Origin of the sequence: Methylobacterium sp., assembly GCF_019745455.1 — a bacterium.
In the GTDB taxonomy this organism is placed as follows: Bacteria; Pseudomonadota; Alphaproteobacteria; order Rhizobiales; family Beijerinckiaceae; genus Methylobacterium.
This window is the reverse complement of record NZ_JAIETD010000041.1, coordinates 124,940-145,411: the sequence shown is the minus strand read 5'-3', so window position 1 is coordinate 145,411 and position 20,472 is coordinate 124,940. Positions and strand designations below refer to the sequence as shown.

Annotated in this window: 22 protein-coding genes; 17 read left to right on the top strand and 5 right to left on the bottom strand. The window is 68.3% G+C overall.

Features of this window, described 5'->3' with window-relative positions:
- Positions 1-2: 2 nt before the first annotated feature.
- The 13 genes from bchY (at position 3) to K2Y56_RS10120 (ending at position 12,305) form a co-directional block, all read left to right on the top strand.
- Complete coding sequence (gene bchY, locus K2Y56_RS10180) at positions 3-1,580, top strand: chlorophyllide a reductase subunit Y (RefSeq protein ID WP_292507252.1); 1,578 nt, start codon at positions 3-5, stop codon at positions 1,578-1,580.
- Complete coding sequence (gene bchZ, locus K2Y56_RS10175) at positions 1,580-3,049, top strand: chlorophyllide a reductase subunit Z (RefSeq protein WP_292507251.1); 1,470 nt, start codon at positions 1,580-1,582, stop codon at positions 3,047-3,049. The genes bchY and bchZ overlap by 1 nt, the downstream gene beginning before the upstream one ends.
- 68 nt (positions 3,050-3,117) lie before the next feature.
- Positions 3,118-3,372 (top strand): hypothetical protein, encoded by a 255-nt coding sequence (locus K2Y56_RS10170; RefSeq protein ID WP_292507281.1) that lies wholly within the window; start codon positions 3,118-3,120, stop codon positions 3,370-3,372.
- 126 nt (positions 3,373-3,498) lie between these two features.
- Entirely contained in the window at positions 3,499-3,729 is a 231-nt protein-coding gene (gene pufB, locus K2Y56_RS10165; RefSeq protein WP_292507250.1) for a light-harvesting antenna LH1, beta subunit, read from the top strand.
- 13 nt (positions 3,730-3,742) lie between these two features.
- Positions 3,743-3,931 (top strand): light-harvesting antenna LH1, alpha subunit, encoded by a 189-nt coding sequence (pufA, locus tag K2Y56_RS10160; RefSeq protein WP_292507249.1) that lies wholly within the window; start codon positions 3,743-3,745, stop codon positions 3,929-3,931.
- 133 nt (positions 3,932-4,064) lie between these two features.
- Positions 4,065-4,889 carry a photosynthetic reaction center subunit L gene (gene pufL / locus K2Y56_RS10155; RefSeq protein ID WP_292507248.1) on the top strand — a complete coding sequence of 275 codons (825 nt, stop codon included), beginning with the start codon at positions 4,065-4,067 and terminating at the stop codon, positions 4,887-4,889.
- 19 nt (positions 4,890-4,908) lie between these two features.
- On the top strand, positions 4,909-5,886 hold the full coding sequence (pufM, locus tag K2Y56_RS10150; RefSeq protein WP_292507247.1) for a photosynthetic reaction center subunit M: 978 nt from the start codon (positions 4,909-4,911) through the stop codon (positions 5,884-5,886).
- Complete coding sequence (pufC, locus tag K2Y56_RS10145; protein WP_292507246.1) at positions 5,883-6,968, top strand: photosynthetic reaction center cytochrome PufC; 1,086 nt, start codon at positions 5,883-5,885, stop codon at positions 6,966-6,968. The genes pufM and pufC overlap by 4 nt, the downstream gene beginning before the upstream one ends.
- A 242-nt stretch (positions 6,969-7,210) precedes the next feature.
- Positions 7,211-8,932 (top strand): type I secretion system permease/ATPase, encoded by a 1,722-nt coding sequence (locus tag K2Y56_RS10140; RefSeq protein ID WP_292507245.1) that lies wholly within the window; start codon positions 7,211-7,213, stop codon positions 8,930-8,932.
- A gap of 1 nt (position 8,933) precedes the next feature.
- Entirely contained in the window at positions 8,934-10,289 is a 1,356-nt protein-coding gene (locus K2Y56_RS10135) for an HlyD family type I secretion periplasmic adaptor subunit (RefSeq protein ID WP_292507244.1), read from the top strand.
- A gap of 179 nt (positions 10,290-10,468) precedes the next feature.
- Positions 10,469-10,594 carry a type B 50S ribosomal protein L36 gene (gene ykgO, locus K2Y56_RS10130; RefSeq protein WP_056222898.1) on the top strand — a complete coding sequence of 42 codons (126 nt, stop codon included), beginning with the start codon at positions 10,469-10,471 and terminating at the stop codon, positions 10,592-10,594.
- 131 nt (positions 10,595-10,725) lie between these two features.
- On the top strand, positions 10,726-11,283 hold the full coding sequence (locus tag K2Y56_RS10125) for a tetratricopeptide repeat protein (protein ID WP_292507280.1): 558 nt from the start codon (positions 10,726-10,728) through the stop codon (positions 11,281-11,283).
- A 5-nt stretch (positions 11,284-11,288) separates the two neighbouring features.
- Positions 11,289-12,305 (top strand): alpha/beta hydrolase, encoded by a 1,017-nt coding sequence (locus tag K2Y56_RS10120; RefSeq protein ID WP_292507243.1) that lies wholly within the window; start codon positions 11,289-11,291, stop codon positions 12,303-12,305.
- A gap of 7 nt (positions 12,306-12,312) precedes the next feature.
- Here the strand turns inward: K2Y56_RS10120 and pyk are convergent, their stop codons facing one another.
- Positions 12,313-13,749: a pyruvate kinase gene (pyk, locus tag K2Y56_RS10115; protein WP_292507242.1), complete on the bottom strand. Its 1,437-nt coding sequence runs from the start codon at positions 13,747-13,749 to the stop codon at positions 12,313-12,315.
- Positions 13,750-14,009: 260 nt separating this feature from the next.
- On the opposite strand from pyk, the gene K2Y56_RS10110 reads away from it, so the two are divergent.
- The gene (locus tag K2Y56_RS10110) at positions 14,010-15,164 is read left to right on the top strand and encodes a glycosyltransferase (protein ID WP_292507241.1); all 1,155 of its coding nucleotides are present in this window, start codon (positions 14,010-14,012) and stop codon (positions 15,162-15,164) included.
- A 22-nt stretch (positions 15,165-15,186) separates the two neighbouring features.
- On the opposite strand, the gene K2Y56_RS10105 is transcribed toward K2Y56_RS10110, so the two are convergent.
- The 4 genes from K2Y56_RS10105 to K2Y56_RS10090 form a co-directional block, all read right to left on the bottom strand.
- Positions 15,187-15,642, bottom strand: a complete 456-nt coding sequence (locus K2Y56_RS10105; RefSeq protein ID WP_292507240.1) for a response regulator — start codon at positions 15,640-15,642, stop codon at positions 15,187-15,189.
- Positions 15,639-16,775, bottom strand: coding sequence for a PAS domain-containing protein (locus K2Y56_RS10100; RefSeq protein WP_292507239.1), 1,137 nt, complete (start codon positions 16,773-16,775; stop codon positions 15,639-15,641). The genes K2Y56_RS10105 and K2Y56_RS10100 overlap by 4 nt, the downstream gene beginning before the upstream one ends.
- 191 nt (positions 16,776-16,966) lie before the next feature.
- Positions 16,967-17,470, bottom strand: a complete 504-nt coding sequence (locus tag K2Y56_RS10095) for a DUF1036 domain-containing protein (protein ID WP_366848563.1) — start codon at positions 17,468-17,470, stop codon at positions 16,967-16,969.
- Positions 17,442-18,746: a glycerate kinase gene (locus K2Y56_RS10090; protein ID WP_292507238.1), complete on the bottom strand. Its 1,305-nt coding sequence runs from the start codon at positions 18,744-18,746 to the stop codon at positions 17,442-17,444. The genes K2Y56_RS10095 and K2Y56_RS10090 overlap by 29 nt, the downstream gene beginning before the upstream one ends.
- Before the next feature lie 195 nt (positions 18,747-18,941).
- Here K2Y56_RS10090 and K2Y56_RS10085 point away from each other — a divergent pair, with 195 nt between their 5' ends.
- From K2Y56_RS10085 to K2Y56_RS10075, 3 genes are all read left to right on the top strand, one after another.
- Positions 18,942-19,688: an N-formylglutamate amidohydrolase gene (locus tag K2Y56_RS10085; RefSeq protein WP_292507237.1), complete on the top strand. Its 747-nt coding sequence runs from the start codon at positions 18,942-18,944 to the stop codon at positions 19,686-19,688.
- A 53-nt stretch (positions 19,689-19,741) separates the two neighbouring features.
- Complete coding sequence (locus K2Y56_RS10080; protein ID WP_292507236.1) at positions 19,742-20,050, top strand: DUF1244 domain-containing protein; 309 nt, start codon at positions 19,742-19,744, stop codon at positions 20,048-20,050.
- 87 nt (positions 20,051-20,137) lie between these two features.
- Positions 20,138-20,404, top strand: a complete 267-nt coding sequence (locus tag K2Y56_RS10075; RefSeq protein ID WP_055880034.1) for a DUF2312 domain-containing protein — start codon at positions 20,138-20,140, stop codon at positions 20,402-20,404.
- Positions 20,405-20,472 lie beyond the last annotated feature (68 nt).

The window sequence follows — 20,472 nt, the reverse complement described above, 5'->3', positions numbered from 1 at the left end:
ACATGGCCGTCACCCTCGACATCGCGGACCTCCGCGCCCGCAAGGAGCGCCCGGCATCGAGCCTCGCCGCTCCGGTTGCCGCTCCCGTGGCCGTCAACCTCGCCGCAACGAAGTCCGACGGGCTCGGCTGCCACGCCGGCAAGGATGCGATGAAGGCCGCCGCCAACGCCGCCGGCATGAGCGAGACGCTCGATCAATACGCCAAGGACTACCCACAGGGGCCGCACGACCAGCCCCAGAGCATGTGCCCCGCCTTCGGCTCCCTGCGCGTCGGCCTGCGCATGCGCCGCACCGCGACGATCCTCTCGGGGAGCGCCTGTTGCGTCTACGGCCTGACCTTCACCTCGCACTTCTACGGCGCGAAGCGGACGGTGGGCTACGTACCGTTCAATTCCGAGACGCTGGTCACCGGCAAGCTGTTCGAGGACATCCGCGAAGCGGTGTTCGAGGTGGCTAAACCCGCCGATTACGACGCCGTCGTCATCATCAATCTCTGCGTGCCCACCGCCTCGGGCGTGCCCTTGCGCCTGCTCCCGAAGGAGATCGACGGCGTGCGCATCATCGGCATCGATGTGCCGGGCTTCGGCGTGCCGACCCATGCCGAGGCCAAGGACGTACTCGCCGGCGCGATGCTGAAATTCGCCCGGACGGAAGCCGAGCAGGGTCCCGTCCAGGCGCCCCGCACCGGCCGCTCGGAGCGCCCGACGGTGACGTTGCTCGGCGAGATGTTCCCGGCCGACCCCGTCGTGATCGGTGCCATGCTGGAGCCCCTCGGCCTCGCCGCCGGCCCGGTGGTGCCCACCCGTGAATGGCGCGAGCTCTATGCCGCCCTCGACTGCGCCGCGGTGGCGGCGATCCATCCCTTCTACACCGCCTCCATGCGCGAGTTCGAGCTCGCCGGCCGGCCCATCGTCGGCTCGGCCCCGGTGGGCCATGACGGCACCGCCGACTGGCTCGACCGGATCGGCGAGACCTGCGCCGTACCGCGCGCCACGGTCGAGGCCGCCAAGAATCGGTTCCTGCCGATGATCAGGGGCGCGCTCGCCGCGACTCCGATCAAGGGGCGCATCACGCTCTCGGGCTACGAGGGCTCGGAGCTTCTGGTCGGGCGCCTCCTCGTCGAGAGCGGCGCGGATCTCCGTTACGTCGGCACCGCCTGTCCGAGGACCCCCTATTCCGAGGCGGATCGCGACTGGTTAGAGGCCCGCGGCGTCCAGGTCCGCTACCGCGCCTCGCTGGAAGACGACCTCGCCGCCATGCACGAATACCGGCCGGACCTGGCGATCGGGACCACGCCCGTCGTCCAGAAGGCCAAGGCGCTGGCCATTCCTGCCCTCTACTTCACGAACCTCATCTCCGCCCGCCCGCTGATGGGCGTGGCCGGGGCCGGCTCGCTCGCCAAGGTGATCAACGCGGCGCTCGGCAACCAGCACCGCTTCGACGCGATGCGAGAATTCTTCGCCGGCGTCGGCGAGGGCCACGCCGCCGGCATCTGGGAGGAAGTCCCGCAGGTCCGCCAGAACGTCGCTGCGGCGGCTCGCGGCAAGCCCGCTCACAATCCGATCGGGGAGATGGCCTGATGCTCGTCCTCGATCACGACCGGGCCGGCGGCTACTGGGGCGCCGTCTACGTCTTCACTGCCATCAAGGGCCTGCAGGTCGTCATCGACGGTCCCGTCGGCTGCGAGAACCTGCCCGTCACCTCGGTGCTGCATTACACCGACGCGCTGCCGCCCCACGAACTCCCGATCGTCGTCACCGGCCTCGCCGAGGAAGAACTCGGCCGCCACGGCACCGAGGCCGCGATGAAGCGGGCGCATGCGACCCTCGATCCGGGCATGCCGAGCGTCGTCGTCACGGGTTCCATCGCCGAGATGATCGGCGGCGGCGTGACCCCGGAGGGCACCAACCTCCAGCGCTTCCTGCCGCGCACCATCGACGAGGACCAGTGGCAGACCGCCGACCGGGCCATGTCCTGGCTCTGGCAGGAATATGGGGCGAGGAAGTTCGCCAAGAAGGGCATCCCGGCGCGTCCCGAGCGCAAGGAGGGCGTGAAGCCCCGCGTCAACATCATCGGCCCGGCCTACGGCACCTTCAACATGCCCTCGGATCTGGCGGAGATCCGCCGCCTCGTCGAGGGCATCGGGGCGGAGGTGAATCTCGCCTTCCCCCTCGGCTCGCACCTCGCCGACGTGCCGAAACTCGTCAATGCGGATGCCAATATCTGCCTCTACCGCGAGTTCGGGCGGCTTCTCTGCGAGAGCCTGGAGCGGCCCTACCTGCAGGCGCCGATCGGCATCCACGCCACCACCAAGTTCCTGCGCAAGCTCGGCGAGATCCTCGGCCTCGACCCGGAGCCCTTCATCGAGCGCGAGAAGCATACGACGATCAAGCCGGTCTGGGACCTGTGGCGCTCGGTGACGCAGGATTTCTTCGGCACAGCGAGCTTCGGCATCGTCGCCTCGGAGACCTATGCGAGGGGCGTCCGGCGCTTCCTCGAAGACGAGATGGGCCTGCCCTGCACCTTCGCGATCTCGCGCCTGGCAGGGGCCAAGACCGACAATGCCGCGGTCCGCGAGGCCATCGCCAAGAACCCGCCGCTGGTGCTGTTCGGCTCCTTCAACGAACGCATGTACGCGGCCGAAGCCGGATGCCGGGCGGTTTTCGTGCCGGCCTCGTTCCCCGGCGCCATCATCCGGCGCCATACCGGCACTCCGTTCATGGGGTTCTCGGGGGCGACCTACCTCGTCCAGGAGGTCTGCAACGCGCTGTTCGACATGCTCTTCCACATCCTGCCGCTCGCGCGGGACATGGACGCGGCGGTCGAGGCGACGCCGGCCCGGCTCCATCGCGAGCTCGCCTGGGACGACGACGCCCGCACGCTCCTCGACGACCTCGTCGAGCGCCAGCCCGTTCTGGTCCGCATCTCGATGGCCAAGCGCCTGCGCGATGCCGCCGAGCGCGGCGCCCGCACCCAAGGCGCCCTGGAAGTCGGCGAGGGCCATGTCGCCCGCGCCCATGACGCTCTCAAGCTCGGGGCCGCCGCATGACCGCCTCCGCCGCCCCGCGCCACGCCTTCACCCCGCCCTCGGCCAAGCCGCAATCCGCGGCCCGCCACATGGAGACCCACGCCATGCCCCGTACGCTCACCATGCCCCGTACGCTCAGCGCGCCGTCCTCCCGGCAGCACCAGGACGAGATCCAGTTCCGGGTCATCCTGGCCGCCACCTACCCGTTCTTCCTGGTCGCCGCCATCGCGCAGCGCCTGGTCCCCGCGGCCGACGCACGGCCGCTGCCGGTGCAGCGCCGCTCGGTCTTCGCTGAGGCCAAGGCCATGGCGGTCCAGGCCATTCCCTTCGCCTTCATGGGCTGAGGAGCGCCGGGCTCCACGAGCCCGCGCACCCGGCCGAAGGACAAGATCCGTCGGGCTCCCGCCTAGAGCCCGACGATACCCGCCGCACCGCACCGGAGCGGCCTGTCAGAGCGGAGGCTCATCACCATGGCCAATGGAATAGTCGAGAAACCGAGCAGCCTGTCCGGGCTGACGGAACCGGAAGCCAAGGAGTTCCACGCGATCTTCTTGACCAGCTTCATCGTCTTCACGGCGATCGCCGTGGTCGCACACATCCTCGTCTGGATGTGGCGCCCGTGGCTGCCGGGACCCAAGGGCTACGCCGCCCTCGACACCGTCACGAGCGCCGCGCACGGCCTCGTCTCGATGATCTCGTAAGGAGGACCGCACGATGCACAAGGTCTGGCTCCTGTTCGATCCGCGCCGCACCCTGGTGGCGCTCTTCACCTTCCTGTTCATTCTGGCGCTGCTGATCCACTTCATCCTGCTCAGCACCGACCGGTTCAACTGGCTGGAAGGCCCCAAGGCACCCAAGGCTGCGAACGCTCAGACGCTCGTCCTGCCGACGATGCCCGCCTGATCGACATCAGGCTCTACGCCGGCCCCTCGGCGATCGAGGTGGCCCGCGACCCCTTGCGGACGGGACGTCGACAGCTTTCGGCGCCCGTCCGCTGCCCTTCAAGACGATGATGTGGAACCGGGAGGGTTTCGCGATGGCGATGCTGAGTTTCGAGCGAAAATACCGGGTCCGAGGCGGCACCCTCGTCGGCGGAGACCTGTTCGATTTCTGGGTGGGACCGTTCTACGTCGGCTTCTTCGGCGTCACGACGCTGTTCTTCTCCGTCCTCGGAACGGCGCTGATCATCTACGGCGCGGCCATCGGCCCGACCTGGAACATCTGGCAGATCAATATCGCCCCGCCCGACCTCAAATACGGGTTGGCGCTGGCGCCGCTTAAGGAAGGCGGCCTCTGGCAGATCATCACCTTCTGCGCGACCGGCGCCTTCATCTCCTGGGCCCTGCGAGAGGTCGAGATCTGCCGCAAGCTCGGCATCGGCTACCACGTGCCCTTCGCCTTCTCGGTGGCGATCTTCGCCTACATCGCCCTCGTGGTGATCCGCCCCTTCCTTATGGGCGCCTGGGGCCACGGCTTCCCCTACGGCATCCTCTCCCACCTCGATTGGGTCTCGAATACCGGCTACCAGTACCTGCATTTCCACTACAATCCGGCGCATATGCTCGGCGTGACGTTCTTCTTCACGACGACGCTCGCGCTCTCGCTCCATGGCTCGCTGATCCTGTCCTCCACCAATCCCGGCAAGGGCGAGGTGGTGAAGACACCCGAGCACGAGGACACCTTCTTCCGCGACACCATCGGCTACTCGATCGGCACGCTCGGCATCCACCGCCTCGGGCTGTTCCTGGCCCTCTCGGCGGGCTTCTGGAGCGCCGTCTGCATCATCATCAGCGGACCCTTCTGGACCCAGGGCTGGCCGGAATGGTGGGGCTGGTGGCTCAACCTCCCGGTCTGGCGCTGAAGAAGGGGGATCGCACACCATGGCCTATTACCAGAACATCTTCTCGGCGGTGCAGGTCAGGCCGGTCACGCCCGAACTCGGGATACCGGTCGACAGCGACAAGCGCTGGGGCAAGCCGTTCAACAGCTACCTGTTCGGCCTGATCGGCAATTCCCAGGTCGGACCGATCTATGGCGGCTACCTCGGCATCCTGTCCTTCGCTTGCGGCCTGATCGCCTTCGAGATCATCGGGCTCAACATGTGGGCCAGCGTGAACTGGGATCCGGTGCAGTTCGCGCGCCAGCTCCCCTGGCTCGCCCTCGAGCCGCCGCGGCCGCAATACGGCCTGCGCATCCTGCCCCCGCTCAACGAGGGCGGCTGGTGGCTGATCGCCGGCTTCTTCCTCACGGCCTCGATCATGCTGTGGTGGCTGCGCCTGTTCCGCCGGGCCAAGGCCCTCGGCCTCGGCTACCACGTGCCCTGGGCCTTCGCCTCGGCGATCTGGCTCTACCTGGTCCTCGGCTTCATCCGGCCGATCCTGATGGGCTCCTGGAGCGAGGCGGTGCCCTTCGGCATCTTCCCGCACCTCGACTGGACCGCCGCCTTCTCGCTGCGCTACGGCAACCTCTTCTACAACCCGTTCCACATGCTCTCGATCGTCTTCCTCTACGGGTCGACGCTGCTCTTCGCGATGCATGGCGGCACCATCCTGGCGGTGAGCCGCTTCGGCGGTGAGCGTGAGATCGACCAGATCGTCGATCGCGGCACGGCCACGGAACGCGCCGCCCTGTTCTGGCGCTGGACCATGGGCTTCAACGCCACGATGGAATCGGTCCACCGCTGGGCCTGGTGGTTCGCGGTCCTCACGACCCTGACGGGCGGCATCGGCATCCTGCTCACCGGCACGGTCGTCGACAATTGGTACCTCTGGGCGGTCAAGCACGGCGTCGCGCCGAGCTATCCCGAAGTCTATCCCGGGATCGTCGATCCCTTGAGTGCAGCGGGGACAGCGCGATGAGAACTTTCTTCACCGTCCTCGCAGGCTCGATCGCCTTCTTCCTCACGGTGGCGATGTTCGGCACCGCGGGTTGGAACAAGCCGCCCCTCGTCACCACTCAGAACGGCTTTCGCGGCACCGCCATGGCCCAGGTCGAGACCAAGGCCGGGGCCGCGGAGAACCGGGACGCCAACATCGCCCCGGCCGCCGCCGATCCGGCCGAGCCCGGCGGCGAGCTCGCCGGCAAGACCTACGAGAACGTCCAGGTCCTGCAGAACATCACGACGAACGAGTTCAACCGCCTGATGGCCTCGATGACGGAGTGGGTCAGCCCCGAGCAGGGCTGCACCTACTGCCACAACACCGAGAACATGGCCGACGACAGCCTCTACCAGAAGCGCGTCGCCCGGCGGATGCTGCAGATGACCCAGCACATCAACAGTGCCTGGAAGGACAACCACGTCGGCGGGACCGGCGTGACATGCTACACCTGCCACCGCGGCCAGCCGGTGCCGGCCAACGTCTGGTTCACCGATCCCGGTCCGAGTGCGCGCTCGGGCATCATCCCGCGCAACAACGGCCAGAACCTCGCCAAGGAATCGGTCGGCCTCGCCTCGCTCCCCTACGACACCCTGACCGAGTACTTCGCCAACAAGGACATCGATAACAACGCCATCCGGGTGAACGCGACCACGGCCCTGCCCACCTCGAAGGGCAAGCCGATCCAGGATGCCGAGAAGACCTTCGGGCTGATGATCCACATGTCGCAGGGGCTGGGGGTCAACTGCACCTTCTGCCACAACACCCGCGCCGTCGCGGACTGGTCGGAGAGCACCCCCAAGCGCACCACCGCCTGGCACGGCATCCGCCTCGTTCGGGATCTCAACGGCAACTACCTGGAGCCGCTGACGTCCACCTTCCCGGCCAACCGCCTCGGCGTCCTCGGCGACGTCGCGAAGGTGAATTGCACGACCTGCCACAACGGCGTGAACAAGCCGCTGAACGGCGCCCCCGTCGTCGACGCCTATCCCGAACTCGCCGGCCCCGTGGCGGCCGCTGCGGAAACGGCGCCGGCTCCAGCGCCCGAGCCGAAGCCGCAATAGGCGCATCGCGAGACTGCTGAAGACAAGAGGCCGCCGGATCGCATCCGGCGGCCTTTCTCGCTACGGGCGAGCGAAGCGCGAATCGATCGGTCCGGCGTGGTCTAAGGGCTTTCTCTTCCTCGGGAATTCCCGGCGACTTTCAGGCATGTCATAGTCATGACGCCGACCGGTGCCTAGAAGTCGGATCGGCACGACCCGGCCGATCGGTGTGGCGCCGACGGCAGGACGAAAGGGCTCAAGGAATGACAACGCGCGGTTCGGTCGAGATCGCCTCGTCCCTTGCCCGTTGCAGGACGGCATTCATCGGCGTCGCAGTGATGAGCGGGCTGATCAACGTCCTCTATCTCACCGGCTCGTTCTTCATGCTCGAAGTCTACGACCGGGTGATACCGAGCCGGAGCGTGCCGACGCTGATCGGGCTGATGGTCCTCGCCCTCGTCCTCTATGCCTTCCAGGGCGTCCTCGAGATGCTGCGCTCGCGCATCCTCGCCCGTGTCGGCGCGGCCCTCGACGAAGCCTTGAGCGCGCGCGTCTTCGATATCGTCGTACGCGCGCCCCTGAAGGGTGCCGCGCCAGGCGATGGCCTGCTTCCGCTTCGCGACCTCGACCAGTTGCGCGCGTTCCTGGCGGGCACCGGCCCCTCGGCGTTGTTCGACCTCCCGTGGATGCCGATCTACGTGGCGATCTGCTTCCTGTTCCATCCGCTGATCGGCGTCGCGGCCCTCGCCGGCGCCGTCATCCTCGCGCTGCTGACCTACCTGACCGACCGTTCGACCAGGGAGCCTTCGCAGACCTCCACGGGGCATGGCATGCGCCGCAACGGCCTCGCCGAAGCGGGGCGGCGCAACGCCGAGGTGCTCGCGGCCATGGGCATGCAGGGTCGTTTCGCGACGCGCTGGGGCGCGGCAAACCGCGACTACATGACCTCGCAGCAGCGGGTCTCGGACGTGGCCGGAGGCTTCGGTGCGGGCTCGAAGGTGTTCCGCATGGCGCTGCAATCGGGCGTCTTGGCGCTCGGCGCCTGGCTCGTCATCAACAACCTGGCCTCGGGCGGCATCATCATCGCGAGCTCGATCCTGGTGGCGCGTGCGCTCGCCCCGGCCGAGCTCGCCATCGCCAACTGGAAGGGCTTCGTCCAGGCTCGCCAGAGCTGGGCGAGACTCTCCGAGCTGTTCGCCCGCTTGCCAGCCACCGGCCAGCCGCACGCGCTGCCGGCGCCGACCCAAGCCCTGACCGTGGAAGGGATCAGCATCGCCCCGCCCGGCGCGCAGCGGCTCGTGGTGCAGGATGTGAGCTTCGGACTCAAGGCCGGTCAGGGACTCGGCGTCATCGGTCCGAGCGCGTCGGGCAAGTCCTCGCTGGTACGGGCGCTGGTCGGCGTCTGGCCGCCCCTGCGCGGCAAGGTGCGGCTGGATGGCGCCGCCCTCGACCAATGGTCGAGCGCCGACCTGGGGCCGCATATCGGCTTCCTACCCCAGGAGGTGGAGCTCTTCGCCGGGACCGTGGCCGAGAACATCGCCCGGTTCGATCCGCAGGCCGAGTCCGTCGACATCATCGCAGCCGCTCGCGCGGCCGGTGTCCACGACCTGATCCTGCGCCTCTCCGAAGGGTATGACACCCGCCTCGGCGAAGGCGGCGCAGGCCTCTCGGCCGGCCAGCGCCAGCGCGTCGGCCTCGCCCGCGCCCTCTACGGCGACCCGTTCCTCGTCGTTCTCGACGAACCCAACGCCAACCTCGACAACGAGGGCGAGCACGCCTTGACCCAGGCGATCCTCGGCGTGCGCAAGCGGGGCGGCATCTGCGTGGTGGTCGCCCATCGCCCGAGCGCGCTCGCTGCCGTCGACCTGATCCTGATGATGGCCGACGGGCGCGCCCAGGCCTTCGGCCCCAAGGACGAGGTGTTGAAGCGCGTGCTGCGCCCAGCCCCCGCTCAGGGCGCCGTCACCCTGCAGGAAAGCGCCTGACATGACGACCGCGACGCAGACCCTCGCCTTCACGCCGATCGCCTCGTCGGCCCCCGTCCAGGACATTGCCCTCGGTTCGATCCGGCGGCATCTCGCCCTGGCGATCGGCGTCGGCGCGGCCCTGGTTCTCGGCGTCGGTGGCTGGGCGACCTTCACGATGATCTCGGGCGCTGTGATCGCACCCGGCCAGCTCGTCGTCGAATCGGACGTCAAGAAGGTCCAGCACCCCACCGGCGGCGTAGTCGGCGAGCTGCGGGTCCGAGAGGGCGCCCGGGTCAAGGCCGGGGACGTGCTCATCCGACTCGACGAAACCCAGACCCGGGCCAGCCTCGACATCGTCCGCAAAGCCCTCGACGAGCTCGCCGCGCGGCGTGCACGTGGGGAAGCCGAGCGCGACGGTGCAGCCCTCGTGACCTTCCCGGCGGACCTCCTGGCGCGGCGCGAGCGCGACCCTGCCGTCGCCCACCTCATCGAAGGAGAGGGCCGGCTCTTCGCCGCCCGCGTTGCAGGTCGAGAGGGTCAGAAGTCGCAGCTGCGCGAACGGGTGCTGCAGCTGCGCCAGGAGATCAACGGCCTCACCGAGCAGGCCGCCGCCAAGGAGCGGGAGATCGCGCTTATCGGCGGCGAGCTCGTCGGCGTGCGCGATCTCTACGCCAAGAACCTGGTGCCGCTCTCGCGGGTCAACGCCCTCGAACGCGATGCGGCCCGCCTCATCGGCGAACGCGGCCAGCTCGTCGCCTCGACCGCCTCGGCCAAGGGCAAGATCGCAGAGACCGAGCTGCAGATCCTCCAGGTCGACAGCGATATGCGCAGCGAGGTCGGCAAGGACATGGCCGAGATCCGCGGCCGCTGGTCGGAATATGTGGAGAAGAAGGTCGCGGCAGAGGACATGCTCAAGCGCGTCGACCTGCGCGCGCCTCAGGACGGTACCGTTCACCAGATGACGGTCCACACCATCGGGGGCCTCGTGACGCCGAGCGAGCCGGCGATGCTGATCGTGCCGGAAGCGGACCAACTCGCCGTCGAGGTCAAGATCCAGCCCCAGGACATCGACAACGTGCGGCTGGGCCAGGCGGCGGTTCTGCGCTTCCCCGCCTTCAACCAGCATGTGACGCCGGAGATCAACGGCGTCGTCAGCCGGGTCTCGGCCGACGTGACCCAGGACCAGAAGAGCGGGATGAGCTTCTACGTCGCCCGCATCGCGATCCCCGAGGATCAGAAGACGCGGCTCGGCGGGGTGCGCCTCGTGCCCGGCATGCCGGTCGAATCATTCATGCAGATCGGCGAGCGCTCGGTGATCTCCTACCTGACCAAGCCCTTGGCGGACCAGATCGCCAAGGCGTGGAAGGAACGCTGAGGCGCAGGCGGCTCATCGGCGGTTTCGCGGCTCGCGCGTCTTGCCTAAACAGGCCGAATGCTGGTATGGCGACCGCCTTTCCGCGATGCGTGACCGCTCATCGCCGGCGCACTCGTGAGCGCGCCGCTCCCGAGACCCTTTGGACAGGCGGCCGGCAAGCCCGCGCCGACGTGAGACCGATGAAGATTCGCAACTCCCTCAAGTCGCTGCGCGGCCGTCACCGCGACAACCAGATCGTCCGCCGCAAGGGCCGGGTCTACGTCATCAACAAGACCCAGAAGCGCTTCAAGGCCCGCCAGGGCTGATCGGGCGGCGCGCCCGAACGGGCGCGTCAGCACGACAGGTTGACGGTTCGCGTGCGGGCGTGAAAGCTCGCGCCATGCCGATCTTCGCAAAGCCGCCGATCCGCCTGCTCCGGCCCGTATTGAGGGCCGGAATGGTCGTGGGTCTCATGCTGGCGAGCCCGGCGACTGGATTAGCGGCGCCCGAGCCTGCTCCCCTGCCCAAGACGCAGCCTGTCACCCTCGACGACCTCTTCGCGCGCCTCAAGGCGGCCGAGGACGATGCCGAGGCCAAGGGCGTCGCCACCCTGATCGATCGGCGCCTCGATCGCTCGGGCAGCTCGACGGCCGACCTCCTCACCGAGCGTGCGCGCCAGGCGATGAGCGGCCGAGATCTGCCGCTGGCCATCGAGCTGCTCGACCGGGCCACGACCCTCGAGCCGGGCTGGTCGGAGGGTTGGAACAGGCGGGCTACGGTCTTCTGGCTCCTCCAGGACGCGCAGAGCGCCATCTCCGACCTGAAGCGGACCCTCGTGATCGAGCCGCGTCACTACGAGGCCTGGGCCGCCCTTGGGCGCATCTACCAGAGCCTCGATGACAAGAGCCGGGCGCTCGAGTGCTTCCGGCGCGCCGCGGCGCTCTATCCGCGTATGCCCAAGCTCCAGACCGCCATCGATCGGCTCGCACCGGACGTCGACGGGCGCGAGCTTTAAGAGCCGTGCCAATCGTTCACGGCTTGGGATTGCTGCTTGCCGGGCTGCTCGCGCTCATCGCGTCGACGGTCGGTGCGGCGGCGCTCGCGACACTGATCATCCACCTGCGCGTCAGCGAGCGGTTTCCGCCGCAGGGTCAGTTCGTCGACGTCAGCGGCGGCCGGCTTGCGACGATCGAAGCGGGACCGAACCCCTCGGCGCGCGGCACCGTGGTGCTCCTGCACGGAGCCTCCGCCAACGCGTCGGACCCGATGGAAGGCGTGGGACGCCGGCTCGCCGCCCGCGGCTTTCGTGTCGTCGCCTTCGACAGGCCGGGCTTCGGCTGGAGCGACCGTCTCAATGGTTCCGCGATGGCGAGCCCTGCGGCACAGGGAAGGGCGATCGCCGAAGCAATGGACAGGCTCGAGCTGGGGCCGGCGATCGTGCTCGGGCACTCGTGGGCAGGTGCGCTTGCGACGGCGATCGCCCTCGATCGTCCCTCACAGGTGTCGGGCCTCGTCCTCGTCTCGCCCGTGGCCCTTCCGTTCCCGCGCGAATACGCCCTGCCGTGGTACTGGGACGTCGCTCTCAAGCCCCCGGTGCTGTGGTTCCTGACCCACACCATCGCCGCGCCGCTGGGGCTCTACTACCTGCCGCGCGTCGGCGGCACGGTCTTCCGTCCGCAGGCGGCGCCGACCGATTACGTCGAGACCAGCCGCGCCGCCCTGGTGCTGCGGCCCGGAACGATGCGGGCCAACATTCAGGACCTCGTCGCCCTGCCGGATGCGCTCGCGGCCCAGAGCCCGCGCTACGCCACCATCCAGGCACCGACCGTGATCGTCGCGGGCGACGCCGACCCCGTCGTCCTCACCGAGCAGCAGGCGAAGCCGCTGGCGCAGACCATCCCGGGGGCCAAGCTCGTCGTCCTGCCCGGGATCGGCCACATGGTGCAGATCGTCTCGGCCGAGGCGTTGGTGGGCGAGATCGAAGCCCTCGCCGAACGCATCGCCCAGCCCCTCCCGGCCTCACCGGCCGAGAGATGATCGATCCTCACGCCTTGGCGGCGTGATCGCGGGTCACATAGGCGATGCGCACGAGATTGGTGGCACCGGGCGTCCCGAACGGTACACCGGCGACGACGATGACCCGGTCGCCGATCTCGGCGAAGCGCTCGCGGACGGCGAATTTCGCGGCGCGAAACGCCATGTCGTCGATGTCGCTGGCATCGTTGGTGACGATGGGATGGGTGCCCCAGCACATGGCGAGCCGGCGAGCGGTCTCGCGCTTGGGCGTCAGGGCGATGATGGTCGCGTTGGGCCGCGAGCGGGCGAGCCGCATCGCGGTCGAGCCGGAATGGGTCCAGGCCATTATCGCCGTGAGATCCAGGGCATCGACCATCTGATGGGCCGCCGCCGCGATGGCGTCGGAGGCCGTCGCATCGGGCTCCGAGCGCTGGGCCGTCAGGATCGTCCAGTAGAGGGCATCCTTCTCCACCTGCTCGGCGATGCGGCTCATCATCGAGATCGCCTCCACCGGAAAGGCCCCCGAGGCGCTTTCGGCCGACAGCATCACCGCGTCAGCACCCTCGTAGACCGCGGTGGCGACGTCCGAGACTTCGGCGCGGGTCGGGACCGGAGCCGTGATCATCGATTCGAGCATCTGCGTCGCGACGACCACGGGCTTGCCGAGCCGGCGCGAGCCGCGGGTGATGCGCTTCTGCACGCCGGGTACCTGCTCGAGCGGCATCTCGACGCCGAGGTCGCCGCGGGCAACCATGATGCCGTCGGAGATCTCGATGATCTCGTCGAGACGTGTCAGCGCCTGCGGCTTCTCGATCTTTGCCATCACCAGGGCGCGGCCGGCGGCGACCTTCTTGACCTCGGCGACGTCCTCGGGCCGCTGCACGAAGGAGACCGCGATCCAGTCGGCGCCGGCATTGAGGCCGGCCTCCAGATCGCCGCGGTCCTTCTCGGTCATCGCCGCCACCGGAATCACGGTGTCGGGCAGCGAGACGCCCTTGCGATTCGAGATCTTGCCGCCAACCTCGACGCGCGTGACCGCGCGCCCTTCCGACACCTCGGTGACGGTGAGGCGGAGCTTGCCGTCATCGAGGATGACGACGTGGCCGGGCTCCAGAGCCGAGAGGATCTCGGGATGGGGGAGGAACACGCGGGTGGCGTCGCCCGGCGCCGGGTCGCTGTCGAGGACGAAGCTCTCGCCGTTCTTGAGCATGGCGCTGCCCTCGGCGAAGGCGGCGACGCGGAGCTTCGGGCCCTGAAGGTCGACGAGGATCGCGATCGGCCGCCTGAGCTCGCGCTCGATGGTGCGGATGACCTCGATCTTTTCCGGCAGCTTCTCGCGCGGCAAGTGGCTCATGTTCAGCCGGAATACATCTGCGCCGGCGCGAAATAGCGTCTCGATTATCTCCGGCGTGTCGGAGGCGGGGCCGAGGGTGGCGATGATCTTGGTGCGACGGGCGCGTTTCACTTCGGCCTCCAACCTTTGCAAGCGAGCCCGTCGTGGTCGATGGGCCGAACGTGTGCGAGCGGCCACAAGCACCGCCACCGCCATCGCGTCAAGCTTGTCAGCCGTCACGGGAGCGGGAGGGTCGAAACATTCCTTCTCCTCCGGACATGAATCGCCGGTATCGGGCGTAAGGGCCCGGATACGGCGCCCCCCGATTTCCCGCTACGAAATCTGCTAAGCTTCGCCGCTATTCGCTGCCGTACCGTTCCCCGGAGCCTTGCTTGTCCCCGTCCCGTCCCGCCGATCCCCGCCATGATGCCGTCGACGCGGTGATAGCGATCCCCGTCCGCAACGAGGCCGAGCGGATCGCCGCCTGCCTGAACGCCATCGAGGCCCAGGCGGGTCTCAAGCCGGGAAGCCTCGGCGTCGTCCTGTTCCTCAACAACTGCACCGACGGGACCGGTGAGATCGTGGCGGAGCTGCGGGCGCGGATGTCGATTCCGGTCAAGGTGACCGAGCTGCAGTTCGCCGGCGCCAATGCCGGATGGGCGCGCCGCGAGGCCATGGAGATCGCGGCAGAATGGATCGAATCCGGCGGACAGGCCGGCACCATCCTCTCGACCGATGCCGACAGTCGGGTTCCGCCCAATTGGGTCGCACGTAATCTTGCGGCGATCGAGGCGGGGGCGGACGCCGTGGCCGGCCGGGTCGAACTCGATCCGGCGGAGGCGGCGCTGCTGCCGCCCTCGCTTCCGGCGCGGGGCCGGCTGGAAGACGAGTACAGCGCGCTCCTCACCGAGGCCGAGTCGATCCTCGATCCCGACCCGCACGATCCCTGGCCGTGCCACCGCACCACGATCGGGGCGACCCTTGCGGTTACCCTGAAAGCCTATCGCAAGGTCGGCGGCATGCCGCCGATCGCCCTCGGCGAGGACGGCGCCTTCGTCGCAGCGCTGCTCCAGCACGGCCTTCGGGTCCGCCACGCCGTCGACGTGGTCGTGACGATCTCGGCGCGCCTGACGGGTCGCGCGCCCGGCGGCGTCGCCGATACGATACGATCCCGCTGTGAATTGCCGGACGCGCTCTGCGATGCGCGGATGGAGACCGTTCCGCGCGCGCTCTACCGCTACGCCTGGCGCGGCTACCTGCGCCGCCTCCACGCGCAGCGACGGCTTGGAGACAGCATCGGCTGGGCGAGGCTCCTGTCGATCTCGCCCGAGGAAGCGCGGCTGATCGCGGCGGTCCCGCTTGCCGGCTTCGCCATCGCCCAGGCCGAACGTGCGAGCCCGCGATTGGTCTATCGCCCGATCGGCCCCAAGGCCCTGCCGCGCCAGATCCGCATCGCCGCCGCGGTCCTCTCGGTCATGCGGATCGCGAATCGATGGCGAGGGCCCCGATCCGGGCGAGCGACGGCTCCGGAGGCTCGTGAAGCGTGAAGCCGGAAGGCCTGGCCGCCGCTCAAGCGGACCAGGTCTGCTGATAATGGGGTGCCAGCGTCAGTCCGTTCGGCCTTGTCGAGACGGGCGGCGGCGCACTGATGCCCTGGTGGAGGTAATTGAGCACCGCCATGACCCCGCTCGACGTGTAGGGCTTTGCGATGACGCCGACGGCGCCCGCGAAATCGTCCGGCAGGAGCTTCGGATTGGCCGTCATGAACACGACGGAGGTTCCGTGTTGCTGGCGGAACAGGTCGGCCACCGCGATACCGGTGATGCCGGTGATGCCGTCGGAGAGGTGGACGTCCACGAAGGCAAGATCCGCGGCGACGTCCCGCATCAGTTCCTCGGCCTCGCTGAGACAGGTCGCCCAACCGACCGTGACGTGTCCGGCGTCTTCGAGCATGTTCTCAAGCTGCATCGCCAGGATGGCTTCATCCTCGACGATAACGACATTCAGCGGGCGGGACGACGTCATGTTCCCCGCGCCCGCTGCTCGACCGGCATGGTGATGTCAACGCGTGTTCCCGGGTCGGCATCAGCCCACGTGGTCCGGGCCTGAAGCTGTCGCCCCAAACGCTCGATCAGCTTGCGTCCAAAGGTCGCTTGAGTCGAGGACGAGGCAGCCATTCCTCGGCCATTGTCCACCACCGTGATCCGGCATGCAGGGCCGTCCCGCCGGACGATGGCCCGTATGGTCCCGGGCGTGTCGTCGGCGAAGCCGTGCTTGATGGCATTGGTGATCACTTCGTTCACCATCAGCGCCAAGGGCGCCGCCTTGTCGGCCGGGACCTTGATGGCTTCGAGGTCGAGCTCGATGGCGATGTTCTGCCGGCCCGTCGCCATGACGAGGTCGGAAACGAGATCCCGAACGAACTCGGAGATATCGAACCGCGCCACGTCCCCGGATTGATAGAACCGCCGGTGCACGGTGCTCATCGCCTCGACGCGGCTGAGCGTCGTGGTCAGCGAAGCCCGGATCGTCTCGTCGGGAATGGACCGCAGCTGCATGCCGATCAGCGATGCGATAATCTGCATGTTGTTCTTCACGCGGTGGTCTACCTCGTGAAGGAGCGTCGTACGCAGTTCCAGAGCCGCAGCGAGTTCGCGGTTCGAGGCTTCGAGCTCGCGGGTGCGCTCGGCGACGGCCCTCTCGAAGCGATCCTTGTCGGCGTTCACCTGGAATTCGTTCATCTTCCGATCGGTGACGTCGAGCTGCGAGGCGAAAAAGAACAGCAATTCGCCTTCCTCGTTGATCACCGGGCTGATGTAGAGCGCATTCCAGAAGCTGGTTCCGTCCTTGCGGTAGTTCAGGAGGTCGACGCTGACGTCCTGCCGGCTCTCGACCGCCTCTCGGATGCGCGCGACCTCGGTCGCATCGCTGTCGGGCCCCTGCAAAAACCGGCAGTTGCGACCCATGACTTCATCTCGGGTGTAACCCGTCATCTGGAGAAAGGCGTCGTTCGCGAACGTGATCGGATTGTCCGGCAGGCGCGGATCGGTGATGATCATCGCCATGCGCGTGGCCCGAACGGCCGCTGCGAACGGGTCGCCCTTGCCATGCTCGGCGTTCAAGCGGTCGGTGATGCGCCAAGCGTCCGTCTTCTCCACGATCGTGGTTTTCCCTATCCTAGTTCGACCACGTGTGACGGCCGCTCGAAGCCCGACCCCAAGTTGGAACCCGGAGAAATGTTCCCGGTCGACAGCTTGGCCGATGTCGGCGCCGATGTCACGGCGGCGCCATCAGTATCCGATCGGGAGGCCCTCAGGAAGCGATCCCGGCCCTCCGCCCGAGCGAGATCTCACGGGTTCGGCGCCGCCACCGGCTGGTTCGGATCGGTGAGCTGGATCGTCCAGCTCTTCTGCTCGCCGGTATCGACTTCGTAGAAGCCGTTGCGGTCGAAGCCCCTGGCGAGGCAATCCTCGACGCCTCGGATCGTGAACTCGGCATCCTTGGTGCACATCAGCGAGCGGCCGCTCCACTCTCCGCCGCGTGTATAGTCCACCGCGAACACGTAGTAGAAGCGGGCGGCCAGCGCGCCCTTGAGCAGGGTTTCGCAAGCCTTGGGCGTGAGATCCCACCAGCCTTCCGTCACCCATCCCTGCGTGTCGCGGTAACCGAGTGCGATGCCGACCTTGCTGGCGGTCTGGTTGCACAGGCGCAGGTCGGCCTGGGCAGGGCTAGCGGTCGCGAAAAGCAGTGCGAGCCCGGCCAAAGCCGCCCGCAACGCCCCCCCCTTTGCGAACGGGGCAACGGAGCTCAGCCATTCCGAAACGTTAGCCGACAAGGATGATCCGGCAATCATTGACATTGGTGCGCGTCGGTCCGGGCTGGACGAGATCGCCGATCGTCGCGAAGAACTTCGTCGAATCGTTGTCCGCCAGCATCGCTGCCGGATCGAGCCCCGCGGCGCGGGCGCGCTCGAGAGTCGTCGGGTCAACGAGCCCCCCGGCCGGATCGGTGGCCTCGCCGCGGCCGCCATCGGTACCGTCGGTATCGGCCGCGATGCCGAGGATGCGGGGATGGCCGTCGAGCGCCAAGGCGAGCGCCAGAGCGTATTCCTGGTTGGGGCCGCCATGGCCCTCGCCCCGGATCGTGACGGTGAGCTCGCCGCCCGAGATGATCGCGACCTTGCGTCCGGCTTCAGCCATCTCGCGCGCCATCCGCGCATGCTCGGCGGCGACCTCGCGGGCCTCACCCTCGACGTCGGGGCCGAGCATCACGAGGTCGTAGCCCGCGGCCTTGGCGGCCGCCGCCGCAGCCTCGAGCGCGTCGATCGGCCGGGCGATGATGCGATACTCGGAGCGCGCGAAGGCTGGATCGCCGGCCTTCGGCGTTTCGTTGGCGGGATCGTTGAGGAGCGCGCGGGCGGTCTCGGGGAGCGGGATCCCGCGGCGCTCGCAGATCGCCAGCGCGTCCGCCAGCGTCGTCGGATCGGGGACGGTGGGACCCGAGGCGATCACCGCGGGATCGTCGTGAGGCACGTCCGAGATCGCAAGCGTCAGGATCGAGCGGGCGTTGCGGGCCTTCACGGCGAGGCGGCCGCCCTTGATCCGGGAGAGGTGCTTGCGCACCGCGTTGATCTCGTCGATGGGCGCGCCGGAGCGCAGCAGCGCCTTGGTCACCGCTTGCTTCTCGATGAGCGTCAGGTCGCCGGCAGGGGCGATCCAGTTGGCGGAACCGCCGCCGGAGAGCAGCACGAGGACGTCGTCCTCCGGTCCGGCCTCACCGGCGATGCGAAGGGTTTCGATCGTGGCGTCGATACCGGCCTGGTCGGGCACCGGGTGGCCGGCCTCGACCATGCGGATCATCGGCGCCTCCTCGCCGTAGCCGTGGCGGGCTACCGCAAGGCCGGTGATGCGGCTGGCGTCGACGCCGTGCTGCTCGGCGTAGAACCGGCTCGCCAGCGCCGCCATGCTGCCGCCGGCCTTGCCCGCCCCGAGAATGATCAGGCGCCCGGCACCCGGAGCCGGAAGGTGAGGGACGAGGCACCGTGCCGGGTGGGCGGCCGCGATCGCCTCGTCGAGGAAGCGCAGAAGGAGGGCGCGGGAGGCGGAATGGTCGGAGGAGGGCGCGGTCATCAGAGAAATCCGTCATCTTGCTCTTCGGCTCGCGCGGGCAATCCGGCCTGGCTCCTCAGCCATGTCGCCGGATTGTTGCCGTGGCGTCGCGATCCGCGATACGTGCTGTGCCCGACGCTCGGCCCTCGGGCAAGCGCGAGATGTCGCGGCCGCTTGCTTGCATGGCCGCCGGCCAACCCGGAGCCGCCCCGCCCGATGCATCCTCCCCATCCCGTCGAGACGATCCCGGGCAATCCCGGTAGCGGCCTCCTGGTATTGTGCGACCACGCCTCGAACCATGTCCCCGAGGATCTCGCGCAGCTCGGTGTGGCGGCGCCGGAATTCTCGCGCCACATCGCCTACGATATCGGCGCCGCCGGAGTGACGCGCCGGCTCGCGGCGCTCATGGGCGCCCCGGCGGTTCTCACGACGTTCTCGCGCCTGATCATCGATCCCAACCGCGGCCGCGACGACCCGACCCTCGTGATGCGGCTGTCCGACGGTGCGGTGGTGCCGGGCAACGCCCGGATCGACGAGCCCGGCAAGGCCGAACGGATCGCCCGCTTCTATGACCCCTATGATCGCGCCATCGATGCAGCGGTCGCACAGGCCATGGCCACCGGGGCGCCGCCGGCCATCGTGACGATCCACAGCTTCACCGCCTGCTGGCGCGGCTACATGCGGCCCTGGGAGGTCGGCATCCTCTGGGACCGCGACGACCGCCTCAGCGCACCCCTGATCGCCGGCCTCCGGGCGGATCCGGCGAATTTCACGGTGGGCGACAACGAGCCTTATGGTGGTGGATTGCCCGGCGACACCATCGACCGTCACGCCATCGCCCGCGGGCTGCCGAACGCCCTCGTAGAGATCCGCCAGGACCTCATTGCCGGCGAGGATGGGCAGATCGCTTGGGCGGAGCGGTTCGCCAAACTCCTGCGGCCGTTCCTGCATCCGGCGGCTTGACGCGAAGGCGCAGCGCGCCGACCTGTCGATCACCGAGTCCGAGGAACCAGACCATGACCGAGATCGACCCTGCCACGCGGACGGAACTCGAAGCCGCCGTCTTCCGCCGCCTCGTCAACCACCTCCAGACGCGCACCGACGTGCAGAACATCGACCTGATGAATCTCGCCGGGTTCTGCCGCAACTGCCTCTCGAACTGGATGAAGGATGCCGCCGACGAGAAGGGTCTCGCCATGACGAAGGACGAGAGCCGCGAGCGTGTCTACGGCATGCCCTACGAGGAGTGGAAGCGCCTGCATCAGGCCGAGGCGAGCGCCGACCAGCAGGCCGCCTTCGCCAAGGCCCAGGCCGAGCCGCACTAATCTCCCGGTAAGCTTGACGGCTTAACGAAAAACCGACCGGCACGGCCCCGAGGGGTCGCGTCTTCCTGACAAGGACCGAGCACGATCATGGCCGCTTCTCCTGCCCCCGCCGTCGACGCGTCCTCCGTCGCGGCAGACCAGCTCAAGAGTTTCATCGAGCGCATCGAACGCCTGGAGGAAGAGAAGGCAGGGCTCGCCGGGGACATCAAGGACGTCTACGCCGAGGCCAAAGGCACCGGCTTCGACGTGAAGGCCCTGCGCAAGATCGTGTCCCTCCGCAAGAAGGACCATGCCGAGCGCCAGGAGGAGGAGGCGATCCTGGAGCTCTACATGCAGGCACTCGGAATGGTCTGACCCGAGCCCCACTATCCTTCGTCTCTCGCGAAGGATTGGGCTGGAACTCTCGAATTGCGAACCATTCA